This window comes from Sphingomonas sp. SL1004 (assembly GCF_057815015.1).
This window is the reverse complement of record NZ_JBYMUX010000001.1, coordinates 4,092,303-4,110,166: the sequence shown is the minus strand read 5'-3', so window position 1 is coordinate 4,110,166 and position 17,864 is coordinate 4,092,303. Positions and strand designations below refer to the sequence as shown.

Genomic DNA, 17,864 nt, shown 5'->3' with positions numbered 1-17,864 from the left:
CAGGAGCAACCCATGGCCGACCGCCTCACCATGCAGGATCCCCGCACCCAATATCCGCAGCCTCCCTTTCCGCAACAGCCGCAGAAAGCGCCCGGCATCGCGTCGAAGATGGACCCGAAGCCCGATCACGGCGAGACCAGCTACAAGGGTTCGGGCAAGCTGACGGGGCGCAAGGCGCTGATCACCGGGGGCGACAGCGGCATCGGCCGCGCCGCTGCAATCGCCTACGCACGCGAAGGCGCCGACGTCGCGATCGTCTACCTTCCTGCCGAGGAAGCCGACGCGCAAGAGGTCATCGCGCTGATCGAGGCTGAGGGTCGCAAGGGCATCGCGTTGCCCGGCGACGTGACGGACGAATCCTTCTGCCGATCGGCGGTGCAGCGAGCGGTGGACGGCCTAGGCGGGCTCGACGTACTGGTCGTCAACGCCGGGCGTCAGCAGACGCGCCCGACCGTCGCCGATATCTCGACGGACGATTTCGACAAAACCATGAAGACCAACGTCTATGCGCTGCACTGGTTCGTGCAGGCGGCCATCCCGCATCTCCCTGCCGGCGCTGCGGTAGTCACCACCGCCTCGGTGCAGGGTTATGATCCGTCGGACAACCTGCTCGACTACGCGACCACCAAGGCGGCGATCGTCGCGTATACCAAAGGGCTCGCCAAGCAGCTAATAGAGAAGGGTATCCGCGCGAACGTCGTCGCGCCAGGCCCGTTCTGGACGGTGCTGCAGCCGAGCGGCGGCCAGCCGCAGGAGAAGGTCGAGACGTTCGGGTCGCAGAGTCAGTTCGGCCGCCCCGGCCAACCGGTCGAGATCGCGCCGGTCTATGTGCTGCTTGCCTCGCAGGAGGGGAGCTACATCACCGGCGAGGTTTACGGCGTTACCGGCGGTGCAGGCGTGGCTTGAGGTCGGCGAAGAGTTGAGCCGAAGTCGCGTCGCGAACGAGAGCTCTTCTCGTTCGGATCGTATCGTCTTTCGGTTCGGATCGAAGGACCCGCCCCATCGTCCGTCATGCCGGGCTTGTTCCTGCATCCACGTCGCCACAAAATCGATGGAATTTGGTTTGCGGCACGGTGGACTCCGGAACCAGTCCGGGGTGACGGAGCGATACTAAGCGGTCGCGGTCGAGACCGCTGAACGCCGGCTCCCCCAGCACGATCGATAACCACCTCACACATCGCTATTGCACATCGTTATCACATCTGTGACACCGCCCCGCGATGACACGCGGCACGATCAAGGCATGGTATCTCGTCCACAAATGGACGAGCCTCATCTGTACCGCGTTCCTTTTGATGCTGTGCGTGACCGGCCTGCCGCTGATCTTTCACCACGAGATCGACGAGTGGCTCGATCCCCCCGCCCCGCTTGCCGCGCTGCCCGCCAACACCCCGCCGCTCTCCCTCGACACGATCCTCGCGCGTGCTGCGAAGACGGCACCGGGCAATGTCCCGCTCTACCTCAGCTTCGACGACGAGCGACCGATCGTCTACGTCACCAGCGGCCCCACGCCCGACGCCGCCCCCGCGCAGATGCATTTCATGGGCCTCGACGCGCGCACCGGCGAGGCAATGCCACCCTATGTTTCGGGCGTGATGGACTTCATCCTGAAGCTCCACACCGACATGTTGCTCGGCTTCTGGGCGGAAATCTTCCTCGGGTTTATGGGCCTGTTGTTCTTCGCGGCGATCGTGTCCGGCGTGGTGCTCTACGCGCCGTTCATGGCGAAACTCGACTTCGGCACGCTGCGGCGCGGACGCAGCAAGCGGCTCGGGTGGCTCGATCGGCATAATCTGCTCGGCATCGTCACGCTCGTCTGGGCCAGTGTCGTCGGCGTAACGGGCACAATCAACACGTTCGTCGTGCCGATCACCGCGATCTGGAAATCGAACGGCCTCGCCGAGATCATGGCGAGCGAAACGCGCACGCCGCTCGGGCCCCAGCGCGCATCGGTACAGGCCGCGCTCGACGCGGTGCAGGCCAAGGCGCCGGGCATGAAGCCGCAGTTCATCGCCTTCCCCGGCGTCGTCTTCAGCAGCAAGCATCACTATGCCGTCTTCTTCCACGGCACGACGCCGCTGACGTCGAAGCTGCTGCTGCCCGGCTTCGTCGATGCGGCCACCGGGCGGCTCGACGCGGTGACTCCGATGCCGTGGTACATGCAGGCGATGCTGCTCGCGCAACCGCTGCACTTCGGCGATTATGGCGGGCTGGCGATGAAGATCGTTTGGGCGCTGTTCGACGTCTTGACGATCGTCGTGCTGGGCAGCGGGCTATATCTCTGGATCGGCCGCCGCGGCGGACCGAGCGACCAGCGCGTCCGCGAAGTCGTGATGGCGGGCGAGGCATGAGCCACAAGACCAACCGCCAGATCTTCGGCGTACCGATCCTGCTGGGCATCGCGACGATTATCGGGCTGGGCGCGGGCCTGGTCGGCGATGGCGGCTGGGATGGCGCTGCGGGGTCGTTGCTAGCTGCACCGTTGGTGGTGACCGCGTGGTTTTGGCGCAAACCGGCCCGCCGTCCCGCCAGGACTCATGGGACCGGGTGGACAGCTGGTTTGGATCGACGGGTCTGACTGGTCCTCCGTCATGCCGGACTGGTTCCGGCATCCACGGTACCGCAAAACCGATAGCATTGAGTTTGCGGAACAGTGGACCCCGGAACCAGTCCGGGGTGACGGAGTGGTCGGTGATCGGGCGGGACAGGCAGCCGGCGCTTTTCACCGGCGCCTCGTCCGCTCAGGTCGCCGGCGCGGTGGCCGGTGCAGGAGCAGCGCCGGGGGCCATTGCGGGCCGTGGCGGTGCCATGCCGGCGGGCGGCGGGGGCGCGCCGGGGCCGCGATCCGGACCACCGTCCGGGCCACCGTCCGGGCCGCCATCACGATCCGGACCGTCCCGACCTGGGCCATGACCCGGCCCATGACGACCGCGCGGTGGGCCACCGAGCGGGCCGAGCGCCGTCACCTTGCCACCGGCGCCGACCAGGAACGACGCGTGGACGAAGCCGTGCTCGAACCGGCCCTGGATCGTGACCGGCTGACCGGCGCTCACCAGGCTGCCGTCTTCCCCTTCGCGGCCCAGGTCGACCAGTGCGCGGCCGGTCGGGTCGGCCATCACGAACTTGTTGCCATAGATCTCGGCGACGGTGCCGCGGATCGTGACGATGCCGTCCGACTGGAGCGACCGAATGGCGACCGGGGTAGCCGGCGCCATCGTCACGCTCGGTCGGGTCGCGGCGACGGTGACGGCACCGGCGGCACCACCGACGACGAGCAGGCCGGCCGCGGCGAGTGCGAGGCGGTTGCGGCGGAAGTTGAAGCGCCCGGGGGCGGTATGGGAGTGTTCGGTCACTATGTCGTTCCTCTCATTGGTTGACGAATCACCGTTTACGCCGCCGCTGCCGACGCCCGCTGAACCAAGCCGTTCAGTTTCCGTTGGGCATGCGAGGATAGGGACATCGGCATGCGGGTATTATTGGTCGAAGACGATGCGGCGATCGCCGAGGGGCTCGCGCGGGCGTTACGCGCGGAGCATTTCGCGGTCGACGTAGCCAGCAACGGCGAGGATGGCGGGCATCTCGGCGCCACCGAACTCTACGACGCCGCCGTGCTCGATCTCGGCCTCCCCAAGCGCGACGGGCTGTCGGTACTGCGCGACTGGCGCGCGGCGGGACGCGACCTCCCCGTGCTGATCCTCACCGCGCGCGATGGCTGGTCGGAAAAGGTCGAGGGCTTCAAGGCCGGCGCCGACGATTATGTCGTGAAGCCGTTCCGCGTCGAGGAAGTCGTGATGCGCCTTCGCGCGCTCGTCCGCCGTGCAGCGGGGCACGCAGCATCGCGCGTTACCTGCGGGCCGCTGACGTTCGACGCGCAACTCGGCACGTTCGAACTGGACGGCCTGCCGCTGAAACTCACCGCGTTCGAGTGGCGGGTCCTTTCCGCGCTGATGCTCCGTCGCGAAGTCGTCATCGAGCGCTCCGACCTGATCGAACGCGTCTACGAAGGCGACGCGGACGTCGATTCGAACTCGATCGAAGTCATCATCGGCCGACTGCGGCGCAAGATCGGCGCACAGATGATCGAGACGGTGCGTGGGCGAGGCTATCGACTGACGGCGGACGGCACAGCGTGACGCGGCGTAGACACGCGCTCATTCCGCGTTCGCTATTCGGGCGGATGCTCGCGATCTCCGCGATATCGACGCTGCTCGCACTGATATTCGCGGGAATGACGATCAGCCATGTTCTCGAGCGGTTCGTGATGCACGGGCTCGACGATCGGCTCGACGCGCAGGTCTCGGTGCTGGCCCGCGCGGTCCGCCCAGATGCGACGCTCGATCGGGCGCGGGTCATCGATCTTGCCGGATTCGACGAACGCGACTCAGGGTGGGTCTGGCAAGTCGATGGCCCGGTCGGCAATTGGCAGAGCACCGCCACCCCGCTTCAGATCGCGCCGGGCCCGCAACGCTTCGACAGCGATCACCGCGACGATCGCGACGACCGCGGACCGCGTCCCGGCGAGAGCCACGGCCTCAACGGCGAGCGCCTGCATTCGCGGACGCTGACCGTCGCCACCCGTATCGGTCCGGTCACGATCACCGCGTTCGGCCCGCGTCGGATCGTCGAGGCTCCGCTACGTGAGGCGATGATCCCACTGCTCGGCTCGCTTGCGCTGCTGGGAGTCGGGCTGGCGCTGGCGACGCTGTTCCAGCTGCGGATCGGCTTCAGGCCACTACGCGATCTGCGCATCTCGCTCGCCGCGGTTCGCGCCGGCACCGAGCGGCACGTGCCCGCCGACCAGCCCGGCGAATTGCAACCGCTGGTCACCGAACTGAACGCGCTGATCGACCAGAACGCTGCCGGCCTCGCGCATGCCCGCCAGCATGTCGCCAACCTTGCGCACGGGCTGAAGACCCCGCTGGCCGCGCTGTCGTTGAAACTCGCCGAAGCAGGCGCCGCCGACGACGTGCGCGACATGGTCGACCAGATCGACCGCCGGCTGCGTCACCATCTCGGCCGCGCCCGCGCAGACGCCGCGGGTTCCGGCGCGCGCGCGCGGACGATGGTAGCGCCGGCGATCGCCGATCTGGTTTCCGTCCTCCAGCATATCCATGCCGAGCGACCGATGACGCTGCACATCGACGTACCGGAGACGCTCGCCGTCGCGATCGACCCGCAGGATCTCGACGAGATGGTCGGCAACCTGCTCGACAATGCCTGGCGACACGCTCGCACTACGATCGCGATCGAGGTGAGCACCGTCAACGCGGTGGTGGCGATCGTTATCTCGGACGATGGCCCGGGCCTCGACGATGCCGCCCTGGATGAGGCGATGCTGCCGGGACGACGGCTCGACGAGCGCGGCGACGGCCACGGCTTCGGCCTGTCGATCACCCGCGAACTGGCCGAACTCAACGGCGGCACGCTCAAGCTCACACGGGCCGCCTCGCTGCGCGGCCTCGCTGCGCAACTGGACTTGCCGAACCAGAATCGATGATGCCGGCGGGCCGCGGATCCCTATTGCGCCGACCGCGGGCACTCGATAGAGCCGGCCATCGCAGCTGATAGCGCGGGTGTAGCTCAATGGTAGAGCTTTTGCTTCCCAAGCAAGTGACGAGGGTTCGATTCCCTTCACCCGCTCCAGCTTCCGATTTGCTCGATTGACGCGTACGCTGTCCGGTATGGACGAACTGACGCTCAGCGTGGTCGGCATCGACTTCCCCAATCCGGACAAGAGCAAGAGCAACCGGCGTATGGAGCTGTTGCTCTGCGCGCCGGGCGAGCCGGTCGAACTGCGTCGCGAACCGAAGAACCCGCATGACGCCAATGCTGTCGCGGTGTTCAGCCTGCGCGGCGTGCAGATGGGCTATCTGTCGGCAGAACGCGCACCGTTCATCGGGCGGCGCATGCAGCAGGGGGATTATGCCGTTGTCTTCCAGGCGCTTGCTGGCAGCATGGGCTAGGTCCGCATCCGCTTCGGTGGCGAAGCGCCGAATTTGCCGGTACCGGACAAGCCCGCGCCGTCCTCATCCTACGATCCCGACGTCTTCTATCCCGATCCCGCAGGCCCCAAATGGGGGGCTTGAACCGCGTTAGATTCCCTGCGCGGTAACCGTCCGGCCGGTCGCCTCGAGATCGCGGGTCAGGTCCGCGAGGCAGCGGTCGACCAACGCCTCGTCCGAACTCCGCACGACGAAATTCGCGCCCGTCTTGCCATCGCGGAAGAACGGATAGCTGCCGATCGCGACGCCCTCATGCGTTTTCTCCGCATCGCGCAACAGGTCCGCCACTTCGCTTTCCGCGACCCAACAGCCGATCGTCTTCGACACCACCGGGCGCCCACCCTCCAGCGTCCCCGTCAGCGCGTCGAGCATTCCCGCGGTGATGTGGGGCACGCCCGCCATGATGAAGATGTTGCCGATCCGGATTCCCGGCGCACCCGACACCTTGTTGTCGATCAGATCTGCCCCGACCGGCACCCGCGCCATCCTTGCGCGCGCTTCGGTTAGCCCGCCGCGGGTCGCGTAATAAGCCTCCAGCACCGCCATCGCGCGCGGATGATGCTCGACCGCGACGCCCAGCGCCTCGGCGATGGCATCGACCGTGATGTCGTCGTGAGTCGGCCCGATCCCGCCGGTCGTGAACAGGTAATCGTTGCGCGCGCGGAGAATGTTGACCGCCTCGACGATCGCCTCGGTCTTGTCGGCAACCACGCGCACCTCGGCGAGGCGGATGCCCTGCACGTTGAGCCACGCCGCGATCTGCGCGACGTTCTTGTCCTGCGTGCGGCCCGACAGGATCTCGTCGCCGATGATCGTCAGCGCGGCCGTCCAGATGCGTTCCTCTGTCATGCCCCTCGCATAGCCTCGCAAAACCGCGCCCGCCACGCTATATCGCGCGACATGACCGAATATGTAACCGTCACCTCGGACCAGCCCGACGCACGCACCGGCGCCATCAAACTGCACGGCCCCGCCGCGTTCGCCGGCATGATGAAGGCAGGGCAGCTCGCCGCCGAAACGCTCGACATGATCGTCCCGCACATGGTGCCGGGCGTGACCACCGCCGAGATCGACCGGCTGATCTACGACTTCATCGTCGCCGGCGGCGGCGTCCCCGCGACGCTCGGCTATCGCGGCTATACGCACAGCGTCTGCATCTCGATCAACCATGTCGTCTGCCACGGCATCCCGAGCGAGAAGACGCTGAAATCGGGCGATATCGTCAACGTCGACGTCACGCCCTTGCTCGATGGCTGGCATGGCGACACGAGCCGGATGTACCTGATCGGCGACGTGCCGATCAAGGCGCGGCGCCTCGTCGAAGTCACCTACGAATGCCTGATGATCGGCATCGAGCATGCCAAGCCCGGCAACCGCATGGGCGACGTCGCCAACGCGATCCAGCGTCATGCCGAGAAGCACCGCTACGGCGTGGTCCGCGATTTCTGTGGCCACGGTGTCGGCCGCCTGTTCCACGACGCCCCCGAAGTCGTCCATGTCGGCAAGCCCGGCACCGGCCCCGAGCTTCGCCCCGGCATGATCTTCACGATCGAGCCGATGATCAACATCGGTCGCCCCGACGTGAAGCTGCTCGACGATGGCTGGACGGCGGTCACGCGCGACCGCTCGCTGTCGGCGCAGTTCGAGCATTCGATCGGGATTACCGAAACGGGGTGCGACATCTTCACGCTCAGCCCCAAGGGTTATACGCAACCGCCTTACATCTGAAGATCGAGCATCGGAGCAGATCGACGGTCGGAGTTTTGAGCGGAACCAATACCAAGCCTTTCCGTCACCCCGGACTTGTTCCGGGGTCCACGGTTCCGCAAATTCAATTCCTTCGCTCGTGTGGGACGGTGGATGCCGGAACCAGTCCGGCATGACGGATGGAAAGTTCTACCCTCCCGGCTTAAACTGGACGTCGATCTGCCCTAGCTCACTTCGTCGAAGGAGTTGCGCCGTCATGCCTGGTGATACCCCCGAGGTCGTATTCGACGATGACAATCCCGAATGGACCGAGGCCGACGTCGCGCGCGCGCGGCCGATCGCAGACTTCCCGGAATTGGCAGCGGCCTTTCCGAACGGCAGCAAACCACGCGGTAGGCCAAAGGGCTCCGTCACCTCTGGCAAGTCACTGGTGTCCTTGCGACTGGACAATGACGTACTCGAACGGTTCAGGGCGAGCGGCCCCGGCTGGCAGTCGCGGATCAACGAAACGCTGCGCGCTGCCAAGATATAGAGCGGTAATTCGGTGCTGAGACGTTTTGCCGTGGTTCGCCTACGTGACGAACGCGTCCCACCCCGCTAAAGCCCGCCCCATGACCGAGATCACACCGCAGATCGTCGCCGACCACGGCCTGTCCCCCGAAGAATATGAGCGCGTCCTGCGCGCCATCGGCCGCGAGCCGAACATGGTCGAGCTCGGCATCTTCTCGGTCATGTGGTCCGAGCATTGCAGCTACAAATCCAGCAAGATCCACCTGATGAAGCTGCCGACCAAGGGCCCGCGCGTCATCTGCGGCCCCGGTGAGAACGCCGGCGTCGTCGATATCGGCGACAACCAGGCGGCGATCTTCAAGATGGAGAGCCACAACCACCCGTCTTATATCGAGCCGTACCAGGGCGCGGCGACCGGCGTCGGTGGCATCCTGCGCGACGTCTTCACGATGGGCGCGCGACCGATCGCCAACCTCAACGCGCTCCGCTTCGGCCGCCCCGATCACCCCAAGATGCGCCACCTGATCTCGGGCGTGGTCCACGGCATCGGCGGCTACGGCAATTGCGTCGGCGTCCCGACCGTCGGCGGCGAAGTGAACTTCCACAGCGCGTATGACGGCAACATCCTGGTCAATGCGATGACCGTCGGGATCGCCGACCAGGACAAGATCTTCTATTCGGCCGCGAGCGGCATCGGCAATCCGATCGTCTATGTCGGCAGCAAGACAGGCCGCGACGGCATCCACGGCGCGACGATGGCCTCGGCCGATTTCGGCGAGGATTCGGACGCCAAGCGCCCGACCGTCCAGGTCGGCGATCCCTTCACCGAGAAGCTGCTGATCGAGGCCTGCCTTGAGTTGATGGCGACCGACGTCATCGTCGCGATCCAGGACATGGGCGCCGCGGGCCTCACCTCGTCGGCCGTGGAAATGGCATCGAAGGGCGGCGTCGGCATCGAGTTGACGATGGACGACGTGCCCCAGCGCGAGACCGGCATGACGCCGTACGAGATGATGCTCTCGGAATCGCAGGAGCGCATGCTCATGGTCCTCAAGCCCGGTCGCGAAGCCGAGGCCGAGGCGATCTTTAAGAAGTGGGAGCTCGATTTCGCGGTGATCGGCCGCGTCACCGACACCGGCCGCATGGTTCTGACATTCAAGGGCGAGACCGTCTGCGACATCCCGCTCGGGCCGCTCGCCGACGAAGCGCCGCTGTACGACCGCCCGCACGTCCCGACGCCGAAGCCGGCGCCGCTCGCGAACGCGCCGCATAGCAGCGACATCGCCGCCGACCTGCTCACGCTGATGGGCTCGCCGGACGTCGCCTCGCGCCGCTGGATCTGGGAGCAGTACGACCACATGGTCGGCGCCGACACCGTGCAGCGCCCCGGTGGCGACGCCGCGGTCGTCCGCGTCCACGGCACGCAAAAGGCGCTGGCGATCACCACCGACTGCACGCCGCGCTATTGCTTCGCCGATCCCGTCGAGGGCGGCAAGCAGGCGGTCGCCGAAGCGTGGCGCAATCTGACCGCAGTCGGCGCACTGCCCTTGGCCGTGACCAACTGCCTTAACTTCGCCAACCCGCAGCGCCCCGAGATCATGGGCCAGATCGTCGGCTGCCTCGAAGGGATGAGCGACGCCTGCATCGCGCTCGACTTCCCGATCGTGTCGGGCAACGTCTCGCTCTACAACGAATCGAAGGCGACCGGCGGCGGCTCCGCGATCTTGCCGACCCCGGCGATCGGCGCGATCGGGTTGCTGGCGGACTGGCAGAAGAATGCGACGATCGCGTTCAAGGGCTCGGGCGACATCATCCTCGCAGTCGGCACGCGCGGCGGCCATCTCGGCCAGTCGCTCTGGCTGCGCGAGTGCCACGGCCGCGAACAGCTCGACGCCGGCCCGCCGCCGCCGGTCGATCTCGCCGCCGAACGCCGCGTCGGCGACCTGATCCGCGAGGCGATCGCGTTGGGGCAGTTGACCGCGGTTCATGACGTGTCCGACGGCGGCATCGCTGTGACGCTCGCCGAGATGGCGCTTGCTGGCGGCATCGGCGCGATGATCGACCGCAAGCAGCCGTTTGACTGCGCGCGCTCGTTCTTCGCGGAGGACCAGGGCGTCTACATCGTCACGGTCGAGGACCATTCGCTGCTCGACTTCCTCGGCGCGGCGCATGCTGCCGACGTCGAGGCAGAGCCCCTGGGTCGCACCGGTGGCAAGCGCCTGATCTTCGAACGCCCCGACCGCGACGACGTCATCGCGCTCGATACGCTGCGGGCTGCGCACGAGGGGTTTTTCCCGAAGCTGATGGGCGTCGACGCGGCGCTGGCGTAACGCACCGCGTCGGCGAGCGATCAAACGCGCCGCGGCCACAACCCGAAGCAACCACCCCGGCGAAGGCCGGGGTCCAATTGGGAAAGCAGCGGTAACGAAGTGCGGTGCCCTGCCACGACCGTCCCCCAATTGGGCCCCGGCCTCCGCCGGGGTGGTCGCGCGGAGAAGCCATCGCACCTCCAGCATGTTTCCCCGCGAAGGCGGGGACCCAGTCTGGGCTCCCGCCTTCGCGGGAGAACAAGCCAGAGCAACCATCAGATCGAGTCCCGACCTGCCATTCCCCCGTCATCCCAGCGAAAGCTGGAATCTCCCCGTTCAGGTCGCAGGACGGCCAACAGGAATACCCCAGCTTCCGCTGGAGTGACGGAAAAGAAGGAGCGAGGTATACAAAAGCGCCGACCGACGCATAAAGCCGTAAGGCGTCGCAGAGACGGTACCGCCACCAGGCCGCACTGTCCTACACCCCCACAATGTGCCAGCATCCTACGATGATCGACGCATCGCCTTCCCCCCGCGCATCGCCGCCGCAAAAATCCTACGAACTGCTGCGCCAGCGTCTGCACTTCGTGCACTTCGGTCGCCCGGCATGACCCCCGCCCCCGCCCCCGCCCCCGTCTCCGCCTCCGTCTCCGCCGCCCCCAGAATCGCCGCGCTGGACCTGATCCGCGGCGTCGCCGTCATGGGCATCCTCGCCGCCAACATCGCCGCGTTCGGCTTTCCGGACTTCGCCTACATGTCCCCCGCCTCGATGGGCGTGCCGAGCTTGGCGGATACGATCGCCTGGACGACGAACTTCATCGTCATCGATGGAAAGATGCGCGGGCTGTTCTCGTTCCTGTTCGGGGCGTCGATGCTGCTCGTCATGGACCGCGCGGAAACGCTCGGCGATAGCGCCGCTTCCGTGCACTTTCCGCGGATGGCCTGGCTGGCGGTGTTCGGCGCGATCCATATCTACCTGATCTGGTGGGGCGATATCCTGCTGCATTACGCGCTGGTCGGGTGCGCGGCGTTCATGTTCCGCCGCCTGCCGACCCGCGCGCTGCTGCTCGTCGGGCTGATGCTCGTCCTGCTCCAGTCGATCGAGGCGGTCGTCCTCGCGGGTTATGCGTTCGACCTTCGCGCCACCGCATTCGCCCCGCAGGCCAGCGCGAGAGCGGTCGCGAACTGGAACGCCTTTGCCGCCTCGTTCGGCGGGCCCACCCCTCAGGAGATCGCCCGCCAGATCGCGATCGGCCGCGGCAGCTACGCGGAGCAGCTCGCCCAGCGCTGGGCCAATCCGACCGGTCCGTTCACGGTGATCGCGGTGGTTGGTGCGGAAACGCTTGGCTACATGCTGCTCGGCATGGCGGGGTTGCGATCGGGCTTCCTGACCGGCACCTGGTCGCATCGCGTCTATCGCGGCATCGCGGTCGCCGGCATCGGTATCGGCTGGGCCGCCTATGCCGCCATCGCCTCCGTCGAGATCGGTCACGACTTCGATCCGCGCTATGTGCTGTTCTCGTGGATCACGCTGGCGACTCCGGTCCGGCCGATCGTGATCGCCGGCTATGCGGCGCTGATCATCCTGCTTGCACGGCCTGGGGGCTGGCTGACGACCCGAGTGGCAGCTGCGGGGCGAATGGCGTTCTCGAATTACATCGGCACCTCCTTGATCTGCACGACGCTGTTCTACGGGTTCGGCTTTGGGCTGTTCGCCTATGTGCCGCGGGCGCAGCTCTATATCGTGGTCGTGCTGGTCTGGACGCTGATGCTCGCTTGGTCGAAGCCGTGGCTCGATCACTTCCGCTACGGCCCACTCGAATGGCTCTGGCGCAGCCTGTCGCGATTCGCGTGGCAACCGATGCGCGGTTCGGCGTTCACGACGAACCGATCGGAGTAGTTGCGAATAAGACGCAAAACCGCTTGCGACTGGTTCGCAGTATCGGTACTCCCTGCGTACAGCTAGGGAGTTCCCATGGTCGTCTGCGTTTGCAATGCCATACGAGAATCCGACGTTCGCAACTGCGCACGCGGCGGTTGCACCACACCTTGCCAGGCCTTCCGTTCGATGGGCCGGAAACCCAAATGCGGTCAGTGCGCGTCGATAGCGCGAGCGATTATCGACGACGAGCGCGCTGCTGCATAAGCGTCGCAACAGCTAAGAAACCGCAGAAATCCGCCACTTTCCGGGTTGCGGTTGCGGTATCGCCGGCGCTACATGTCCGTCAGAGGTGACGGAGATATGGCCATGCGCGGCGACCCCCAAGTAATCGAATATCTGAACGAGGCGCTCAAGAACGAGCTGACCGCGGTCAATCAATATTGGCTCCATTACCGGATGCTCGAGCATTGGGGCGTCTACAAGCTCGCCCAGTACGAGCGGATGGAATCGATCGACGAGATGAAGCACGCCGACTGGCTGTCGGAGCGCATCCTGTTCCTCGATGGCCTGCCCAACTTCCAGCTACTCGGCCGCCTCCGCATCGGCGAGACCGTCGAGGAGGTCCTGAAGTCGGACCTCGCACTCGAAGTCGAGGCGACCGTCCAGCTCAAGGGCGCGATCTCGTACTGCGAAGAGGTCAAGGACTACATCAGCCGCGATCTGTTCGCGCGCATCCTCGCCAGCGAGGAAGAGCATGTCGACACGCTCGAGCGTCAGTTCGAGATGATCGCGCGGATGGGCATCCACAACTACATCCAGCTGAACTCGATCTCGGAGCATGATTCGCCCAAGGCCGGCGCGGCGCCGTATCTGAAGGGGTGAGCTACAGGCGATGCCGGTGAGCCGGTATCGCCTGAAAGGTGTAATCTTTCCTCGCCAGCGGGGGGTGTCGCCGAAGGTTACGGAGGGGGAGGACACGGAACAGCGGTTTCGCTTACCGCCCCCTCCGTCAGGCTGGCGCCTGCCACCTCCCCCTGGCGGGGGAGGATTAACTCTAGTCTTCGCCGAAGCCGGTGGGGATCGCACGACGACCAAAGCCACCGCCAGCGATCGGTTTGCGTGCCACGATCGGATTGGCCTCGCGTTCAAGCAACGTCAGCGTTTCGCCGAATAGTGGACGCAAGCGGACGATATGCTCCAGCGCCTCCTCCGGTGTATCCTGCATTTCCACACAGTCCCGCGCGATGGTTTCGATCGCTTCGGCCAGATCGGCCAACGGCTCGGCACCGAACTGGCGTGCCTCACCCTTTAGCGTATGCGCGGGGATGACCATCGCTGCCGCGTTGAGAGCGCGCATCGCAGCCTCGATTGCCGCGACCGACTTCACGCCGTCCTCGCGAAAATACCCGAGAATGCGCACAAATCCGGCGCCCAGTTCGCTCCGCGCCTGCGAGAACGCGGGCCAGTTGATCAAGGTGCTTCCTTCAAACGACACTGTCGCCTTCTCCCGTTGAGCAATAGCGCCATGAAGGTCAGATCGCGTCATACCCCGATTGGGTAAACACAATGTTGTCACACTACGGACAAGTTACGACAAAGGTCCGGTAAAATTCATCCAAAATGATCTCTACCGTCGCATGCGCTGACGCGGCAACGGACGCGAGTTCGGCTGGCGCCTTGGGGTCGTCGGCAATCACCGTGACCGCTTTCGCCCCGTCGCGCAGCGCTTTCGCTAGCCGCACCGCGGGCCAGGGGCAGCGCATGCCCCTGGCGTCGATATGGACGACGCCGGACACTACCGCCTAGCTGCCGCCGCCGCCCCTGCCGTTGTCGTCGTACGGATTCTTCGGCGCGCGGAACATCAGCCGGACGGGCACCGCGCCGAAGCCGAGATCCTTGCGCATCGAATTGACCAGATAACGCTCATAGCTCGCCGGCAGCTGATCGACGCGCGTGCCGAAGATGACGAAGCTTGGCGGACGCGTCTTGACCTGCGTGACGTAGCGCATCTTGATCCGCTTGCCGCCGGGGGCCGGCGGCGGCGTGGCCTCGATAGCACGCTCGAACCAGCGGTTGAGTTCGCCGGTGCCGACGCGCTTCGACCACGCGTCGCGCGTGTCGAAACAGGCCTGGAGCAACTGGTCGATGCCCTTGCCGGTCGCGCCGGACACGGTCATCACGGTGACGCCCTTGACTTGGCTCAGGCCATCTTCGAGCGCCCGCTTGACGCCGTTGAATAGCGACGATGCGCTCTCGGCGATATCCCATTTGTTGAGCGCGATGACGAGCGCGCGGCCCTCCTGCAGCACCTTGTCGGCGATGCGGAGATCCTGCGCCTCGAGGCCGAGCGTGGCGTCGAGCAGCAGCACGACGACCTCGGCGAAGTCGACCGCGTGCAGCGCGTCCTCGACCGACATCTTCTCCAGCTTGTCCTGCACCTTGGCTCGCTTGCGCATCCCGGCGGTATCGATCAGGCGCACTTTGCGCGCTTCGCCGCCGGTCGGGTGCCAGTCGTAGTCCACACTGATCGAATCGCGCGTGATGCCGGCTTCCGGGCCGGTGATCATGCGGTCTTCGCCGAGGATGCGGTTGACGAGCGTCGACTTGCCCGCGTTCGGGCGGCCGACGATCGCAAGCTTCAGCGGGCCTTCATATTCGTTGTCGGGCTGTTCCTCGGGGGGCTCTTCCTTGCCTTCGAGCAGCGGGAGCAGGCCTTCGAACAGGTCGCCCATGCCTTCGCCGTGCTCGGCTGACAGCTGGACCGGGTCGCCGAACCCGAGCGACAGCGATTCGAGGATACCGTCTTCGCCGGCGCGGCCCTCGGCCTTGTTGGCGACGAGGATGACGGGGACATCGGCGGTGCGGAGCCAGCGGGCGATCTCTTCGTCGAGCGGGACGATGCCGGCGCGCGCGTCGAACAGGAACAGCGCGACGTCGGCCTGTTCGACCGCCGCCTCGGTCTGCTGGCGCATGCGGCCGGGCAGAGTCTGCGCGTCATGGTCTTCGTAGCCGGCGGTGTCGATGATGCGGAATTCGAGGCCGATCAGCGACGCGTCGCCCTCGCGACGGTCACGCGTGACGCCGGGGCGATCGTCGACCAGCGCGAGCTTCTTGCCGACGAGGCGGTTGAACAGGGTCGACTTGCCGACATTTGGGCGGCCGACGATCGCGACCACGGGGAGTTTGGACATGAGGGGGCCTTAGCGCGTGTCGCGGCAAAGGTCACCTATGTCCCTCGCCCCTGAGGGGAGAGGAAGGAAGGGGCTAAGCGACGGAAGGGTGAGGGGGAGTTGCGGAGAGCGTTTCGAGCCTCACTCCCCTCACCTTTCCCAGCGCAAGTGCGCCGGGCCCCTTCCCTCTCCCCGGCGGGGAGAGGGAGTAAATGTCACCGATACGCGGTGATCTTGCCCTTCTGGTCGAGCGTATACAGCGTCGAGTTCGCCACGATCGGCGGCAGCGAGAACGGGGTCTTCGTCTCGATCGTAGAACTCACCTTGCCATCGGTCGGTGAAACGAAATTGATCTCGCCGCGCGAGTTTGTCAGCACCAGGCGATTACCTGCCAGGATCGGCCCAAACCACGTGATCGCATTGCTGCGCTTCTTCTCGTTCTGGAAGCGCGGCAACTGCGCGATCCACCGCGCCTTGCCGTTTGAACGCGACAGGCAGACGAGCCGCGCATCGTCGGTGATCACGAACAGCCATTCGCCCGCAACCCACGGCGTCGAGATGCCCGCGAAATTCTGCTCCCACAGCCGCTGTCCGGTCGACAGTTCGAGCGCGACCATGCGGCCACCCTGCCCGACCGCATAGACGCGGCCACCATCGATCACCGGGGCAGCATCGATATCCGACAGGCTGGAAACCGACGTCGTGATCGAGGTCCGCGAAAGCGCGTCCTGCCAGAGAATGCGGCCATTCTCGTAGCGATACGCGCTGAGTTCACCGCTCGAGAAGCCGGCGACCACGGTCCCCTGGCTGACGGCGGGCGCCGCCACGCCGAACACGCCTTGGGTCTCCAGCGTGCCCGACTGGACCCACTGGACCTTGCCGTCGGCCTGGTTGAGTGAGAAGACCTGGTTGTCCTGTGTCAGCACATAGACCGCGCCGTTGGCGACCGTCGGCGAACCGCGAAGGGGCGCACCCGGCTTGGCGCGCCAGAGGATCTTGCCGTCCGCCGCGTCCATCGCGACGACATCGCCGACGCCGTCGGTGGCGTAGAGCTTGCCATCGTCATAGCTGACGCCGCCGCCGAAACGTGCGGCCTTGTTAAGCTTGCCCTCGGTGATGCCAGCGGTCCACAGCGCCGCACCGGTGTCGGCTGCGAACGCGTGGATGGTGGCAGTGACGTCGGTCACGAACAGCTTGTTGTCTGCGACGACGGGCGATGCCGCCATCCGCTCGCGGTTCGAACCGCCATCGATCGACGCTTGCCATGCGCGCTTGGGCTGGTCGCCGAGCGCGAGCTGCCCCATCGACTTGGCCGGGTTACCGCCGGGCTGCGCCCAGGCGTCATTGACCGTGGGGGCGGGCAGCAGGACCTGGACGTCCGCGATCGTCTTGTCGGTCTCGACCTCGTTCTCCGAGACCAGGATCGATACGCGATCGCCCAGCGTCGGCGTCTTCTTGCCGCCGCCGCCCTTGAAGATCCCGCACCCGCTCAGCGCCACGAGCGCGGCAACGGCGACCGTCACCCGATATGTCTTCATCATTGCGCCTTGGTATCCTCGTTTGATGCGGCCGGGGCGATTGTCCCGGCAGTCGGCCCAGTGCTCGCGACAGCGTCCACACCAAGTACGCCAGCCATCTGAACCGCGCGTTGACGGATCGTCTCCGGCACGCCGGTGTCACGCGCGATCTGGCCGAACAAAATGCCTGCCTGCTGGCGCTGGTTCATGCGGAGATAGGCGATCGCGACCATCTCGCCCGCGCTGCCGAGCCACGCACCACCGGGGACGGCGAGCGGACGGAGACGCTCGACGACGACCTGCGGCTTCAGCGTATCGAACTCGGCCGAGGTCTGGCGGACCAACGCTAGATCGCGGAACGGCTTGGCCAGCGAGGTATCGCCGGCGATCGCGCCGAGCTTGGCGGCGGCGCCCTTCAGATCGTCCTTCTGGAGGAGGACGTCGGCCTGCGTGAACAGCGCGAGTGCGCGGTAGCCATCGCGGTTCGACTTGGCGAGTTCGGCGAGCGGCTTGGCAGCGACTGCGGCGTTGTTCGCGCCCAAGGAGTCATAGGCGGCTTGAAGCTGTTCGCCCTCGACACCGGCGACTTCGCGATTGTGATGTTGCCAGTACAGGAAGCCTGCAAGTGCGGCGAGCGCGGCGACGAGGCCGACCGCGACCCAGATGCCCCAGTTCGTCCAGAATCCCGCGAGCTGGTCGCGACGGAGTTCTTCGTCGACCTCACGCAGGAATGCTTCATCGGTTTTCGGCGGGAGGGCCAAGGACAG

The 17,864-nt window shown here is 66.0% G+C and carries 19 protein-coding genes and 1 tRNA gene; 13 read left to right on the top strand and 7 right to left on the bottom strand.

Annotation, left to right across the window (positions count from 1 at the left end; genetic code table 11):
* The first annotated feature begins 12 nt into the window (after nt 1-12).
* The 3 genes from AC3D24_RS19015 to AC3D24_RS19005 all read left to right on the top strand — a co-directional run bounded on the left by AC3D24_RS19015 (nt 13) and on the right by AC3D24_RS19005 (nt 2,578).
* On the top strand, nt 13-906 hold the full coding sequence (locus tag AC3D24_RS19015; RefSeq protein ID WP_489032614.1) for an SDR family oxidoreductase: 894 nt from the start codon (nt 13-15) through the stop codon (nt 904-906).
* Between the two features lie 314 nt (nt 907-1,220).
* Nucleotides 1,221-2,351, top strand: coding sequence for a PepSY-associated TM helix domain-containing protein (locus AC3D24_RS19010; RefSeq protein ID WP_489032613.1), 1,131 nt, complete (start codon nt 1,221-1,223; stop codon nt 2,349-2,351).
* Nucleotides 2,348-2,578: a hypothetical protein gene (locus AC3D24_RS19005; RefSeq protein WP_489032612.1), complete on the top strand. Its 231-nt coding sequence runs from the start codon at nt 2,348-2,350 to the stop codon at nt 2,576-2,578. Before AC3D24_RS19010 ends, AC3D24_RS19005 begins: the two co-directional genes overlap by 4 nt.
* Before the next feature lie 163 nt (nt 2,579-2,741).
* Here AC3D24_RS19005 and AC3D24_RS19000 read toward each other — a convergent pair whose 3' ends face one another.
* Nucleotides 2,742-3,353, bottom strand: a complete 612-nt coding sequence (locus AC3D24_RS19000) for a hypothetical protein (protein WP_489032611.1) — start codon at nt 3,351-3,353, stop codon at nt 2,742-2,744.
* A gap of 111 nt (nt 3,354-3,464) precedes the next feature.
* Here AC3D24_RS19000 and AC3D24_RS18995 point away from each other — a divergent pair, with 111 nt between their 5' ends.
* The 4 genes from AC3D24_RS18995 (at nt 3,465) to AC3D24_RS18980 (ending at nt 5,963) form a co-directional block, all read left to right on the top strand.
* Nucleotides 3,465-4,133 carry a response regulator gene (locus AC3D24_RS18995; protein ID WP_489032610.1) on the top strand — a complete coding sequence of 223 codons (669 nt, stop codon included), beginning with the start codon at nt 3,465-3,467 and terminating at the stop codon, nt 4,131-4,133.
* Nucleotides 4,130-5,497: a sensor histidine kinase gene (locus AC3D24_RS18990; protein WP_489032609.1), complete on the top strand. Its 1,368-nt coding sequence runs from the start codon at nt 4,130-4,132 to the stop codon at nt 5,495-5,497. Before AC3D24_RS18995 ends, AC3D24_RS18990 begins: the two co-directional genes overlap by 4 nt.
* Before the next feature lie 72 nt (nt 5,498-5,569).
* Nucleotides 5,570-5,643, top strand: a tRNA-Gly gene (locus AC3D24_RS18985).
* A 38-nt stretch (nt 5,644-5,681) separates the two neighbouring features.
* Complete coding sequence (locus AC3D24_RS18980) at nt 5,682-5,963, top strand: HIRAN domain-containing protein (RefSeq protein WP_489032608.1); 282 nt, start codon at nt 5,682-5,684, stop codon at nt 5,961-5,963.
* Nucleotides 5,964-6,092: 129 nt separating this feature from the next.
* On the opposite strand, the gene AC3D24_RS18975 is transcribed toward AC3D24_RS18980, so the two are convergent.
* Nucleotides 6,093-6,851, bottom strand: coding sequence for a competence/damage-inducible protein A (locus AC3D24_RS18975; RefSeq protein WP_489032607.1), 759 nt, complete (start codon nt 6,849-6,851; stop codon nt 6,093-6,095).
* Nucleotides 6,852-6,902: 51 nt separating this feature from the next.
* Between AC3D24_RS18975 and map the strand changes: the two genes are divergently transcribed.
* From map to bfr, 6 genes are all read left to right on the top strand, one after another.
* Nucleotides 6,903-7,730, top strand: coding sequence for a type I methionyl aminopeptidase (gene map / locus AC3D24_RS18970; protein ID WP_489032606.1), 828 nt, complete (start codon nt 6,903-6,905; stop codon nt 7,728-7,730).
* Between the two features lie 235 nt (nt 7,731-7,965).
* Nucleotides 7,966-8,241, top strand: coding sequence for a BrnA antitoxin family protein (locus AC3D24_RS18965; RefSeq protein WP_489032605.1), 276 nt, complete (start codon nt 7,966-7,968; stop codon nt 8,239-8,241).
* 79 nt (nt 8,242-8,320) lie between these two features.
* The gene (gene purL / locus AC3D24_RS18960) at nt 8,321-10,549 is read left to right on the top strand and encodes a phosphoribosylformylglycinamidine synthase subunit PurL (RefSeq protein ID WP_489032604.1); all 2,229 of its coding nucleotides are present in this window, start codon (nt 8,321-8,323) and stop codon (nt 10,547-10,549) included.
* Nucleotides 10,550-11,135: 586 nt separating this feature from the next.
* Nucleotides 11,136-12,428: a DUF418 domain-containing protein gene (locus tag AC3D24_RS18955; RefSeq protein ID WP_489032603.1), complete on the top strand. Its 1,293-nt coding sequence runs from the start codon at nt 11,136-11,138 to the stop codon at nt 12,426-12,428.
* Between the two features lie 75 nt (nt 12,429-12,503).
* Nucleotides 12,504-12,674: a (2Fe-2S)-binding protein gene (locus tag AC3D24_RS18950; protein WP_489032602.1), complete on the top strand. Its 171-nt coding sequence runs from the start codon at nt 12,504-12,506 to the stop codon at nt 12,672-12,674.
* Nucleotides 12,675-12,776: 102 nt separating this feature from the next.
* A complete protein-coding gene (gene bfr / locus AC3D24_RS18945; RefSeq protein WP_132739097.1) occupies nt 12,777-13,292 on the top strand; it encodes a bacterioferritin in 516 nt (171 codons plus the stop codon).
* A 172-nt stretch (nt 13,293-13,464) separates the two neighbouring features.
* Here bfr and AC3D24_RS18940 read toward each other — a convergent pair whose 3' ends face one another.
* The 5 genes from AC3D24_RS18940 to AC3D24_RS18920 all read right to left on the bottom strand — a co-directional run bounded on the left by AC3D24_RS18940 (nt 13,465) and on the right by AC3D24_RS18920 (nt 17,858).
* The gene (locus tag AC3D24_RS18940) at nt 13,465-13,905 is read right to left on the bottom strand and encodes an Hpt domain-containing protein (RefSeq protein ID WP_489032601.1); all 441 of its coding nucleotides are present in this window, start codon (nt 13,903-13,905) and stop codon (nt 13,465-13,467) included.
* Between the two features lie 82 nt (nt 13,906-13,987).
* The gene (locus tag AC3D24_RS18935) at nt 13,988-14,206 is read right to left on the bottom strand and encodes a sulfurtransferase TusA family protein (RefSeq protein ID WP_489032600.1); all 219 of its coding nucleotides are present in this window, start codon (nt 14,204-14,206) and stop codon (nt 13,988-13,990) included.
* 6 nt (nt 14,207-14,212) lie between these two features.
* Complete coding sequence (gene der / locus AC3D24_RS18930) at nt 14,213-15,601, bottom strand: ribosome biogenesis GTPase Der (RefSeq protein WP_489032599.1); 1,389 nt, start codon at nt 15,599-15,601, stop codon at nt 14,213-14,215.
* Nucleotides 15,602-15,795: 194 nt separating this feature from the next.
* A complete protein-coding gene (locus AC3D24_RS18925) occupies nt 15,796-17,121 on the bottom strand; it encodes an outer membrane protein assembly factor BamB family protein (protein ID WP_489032598.1) in 1,326 nt (441 codons plus the stop codon).
* The gene (locus AC3D24_RS18920; RefSeq protein ID WP_489032597.1) at nt 17,118-17,858 is read right to left on the bottom strand and encodes a tetratricopeptide repeat protein; all 741 of its coding nucleotides are present in this window, start codon (nt 17,856-17,858) and stop codon (nt 17,118-17,120) included. Before AC3D24_RS18920 ends, AC3D24_RS18925 begins: the two co-directional genes overlap by 4 nt.
* Between the last annotated feature and the right edge of the window lie 6 nt (nt 17,859-17,864).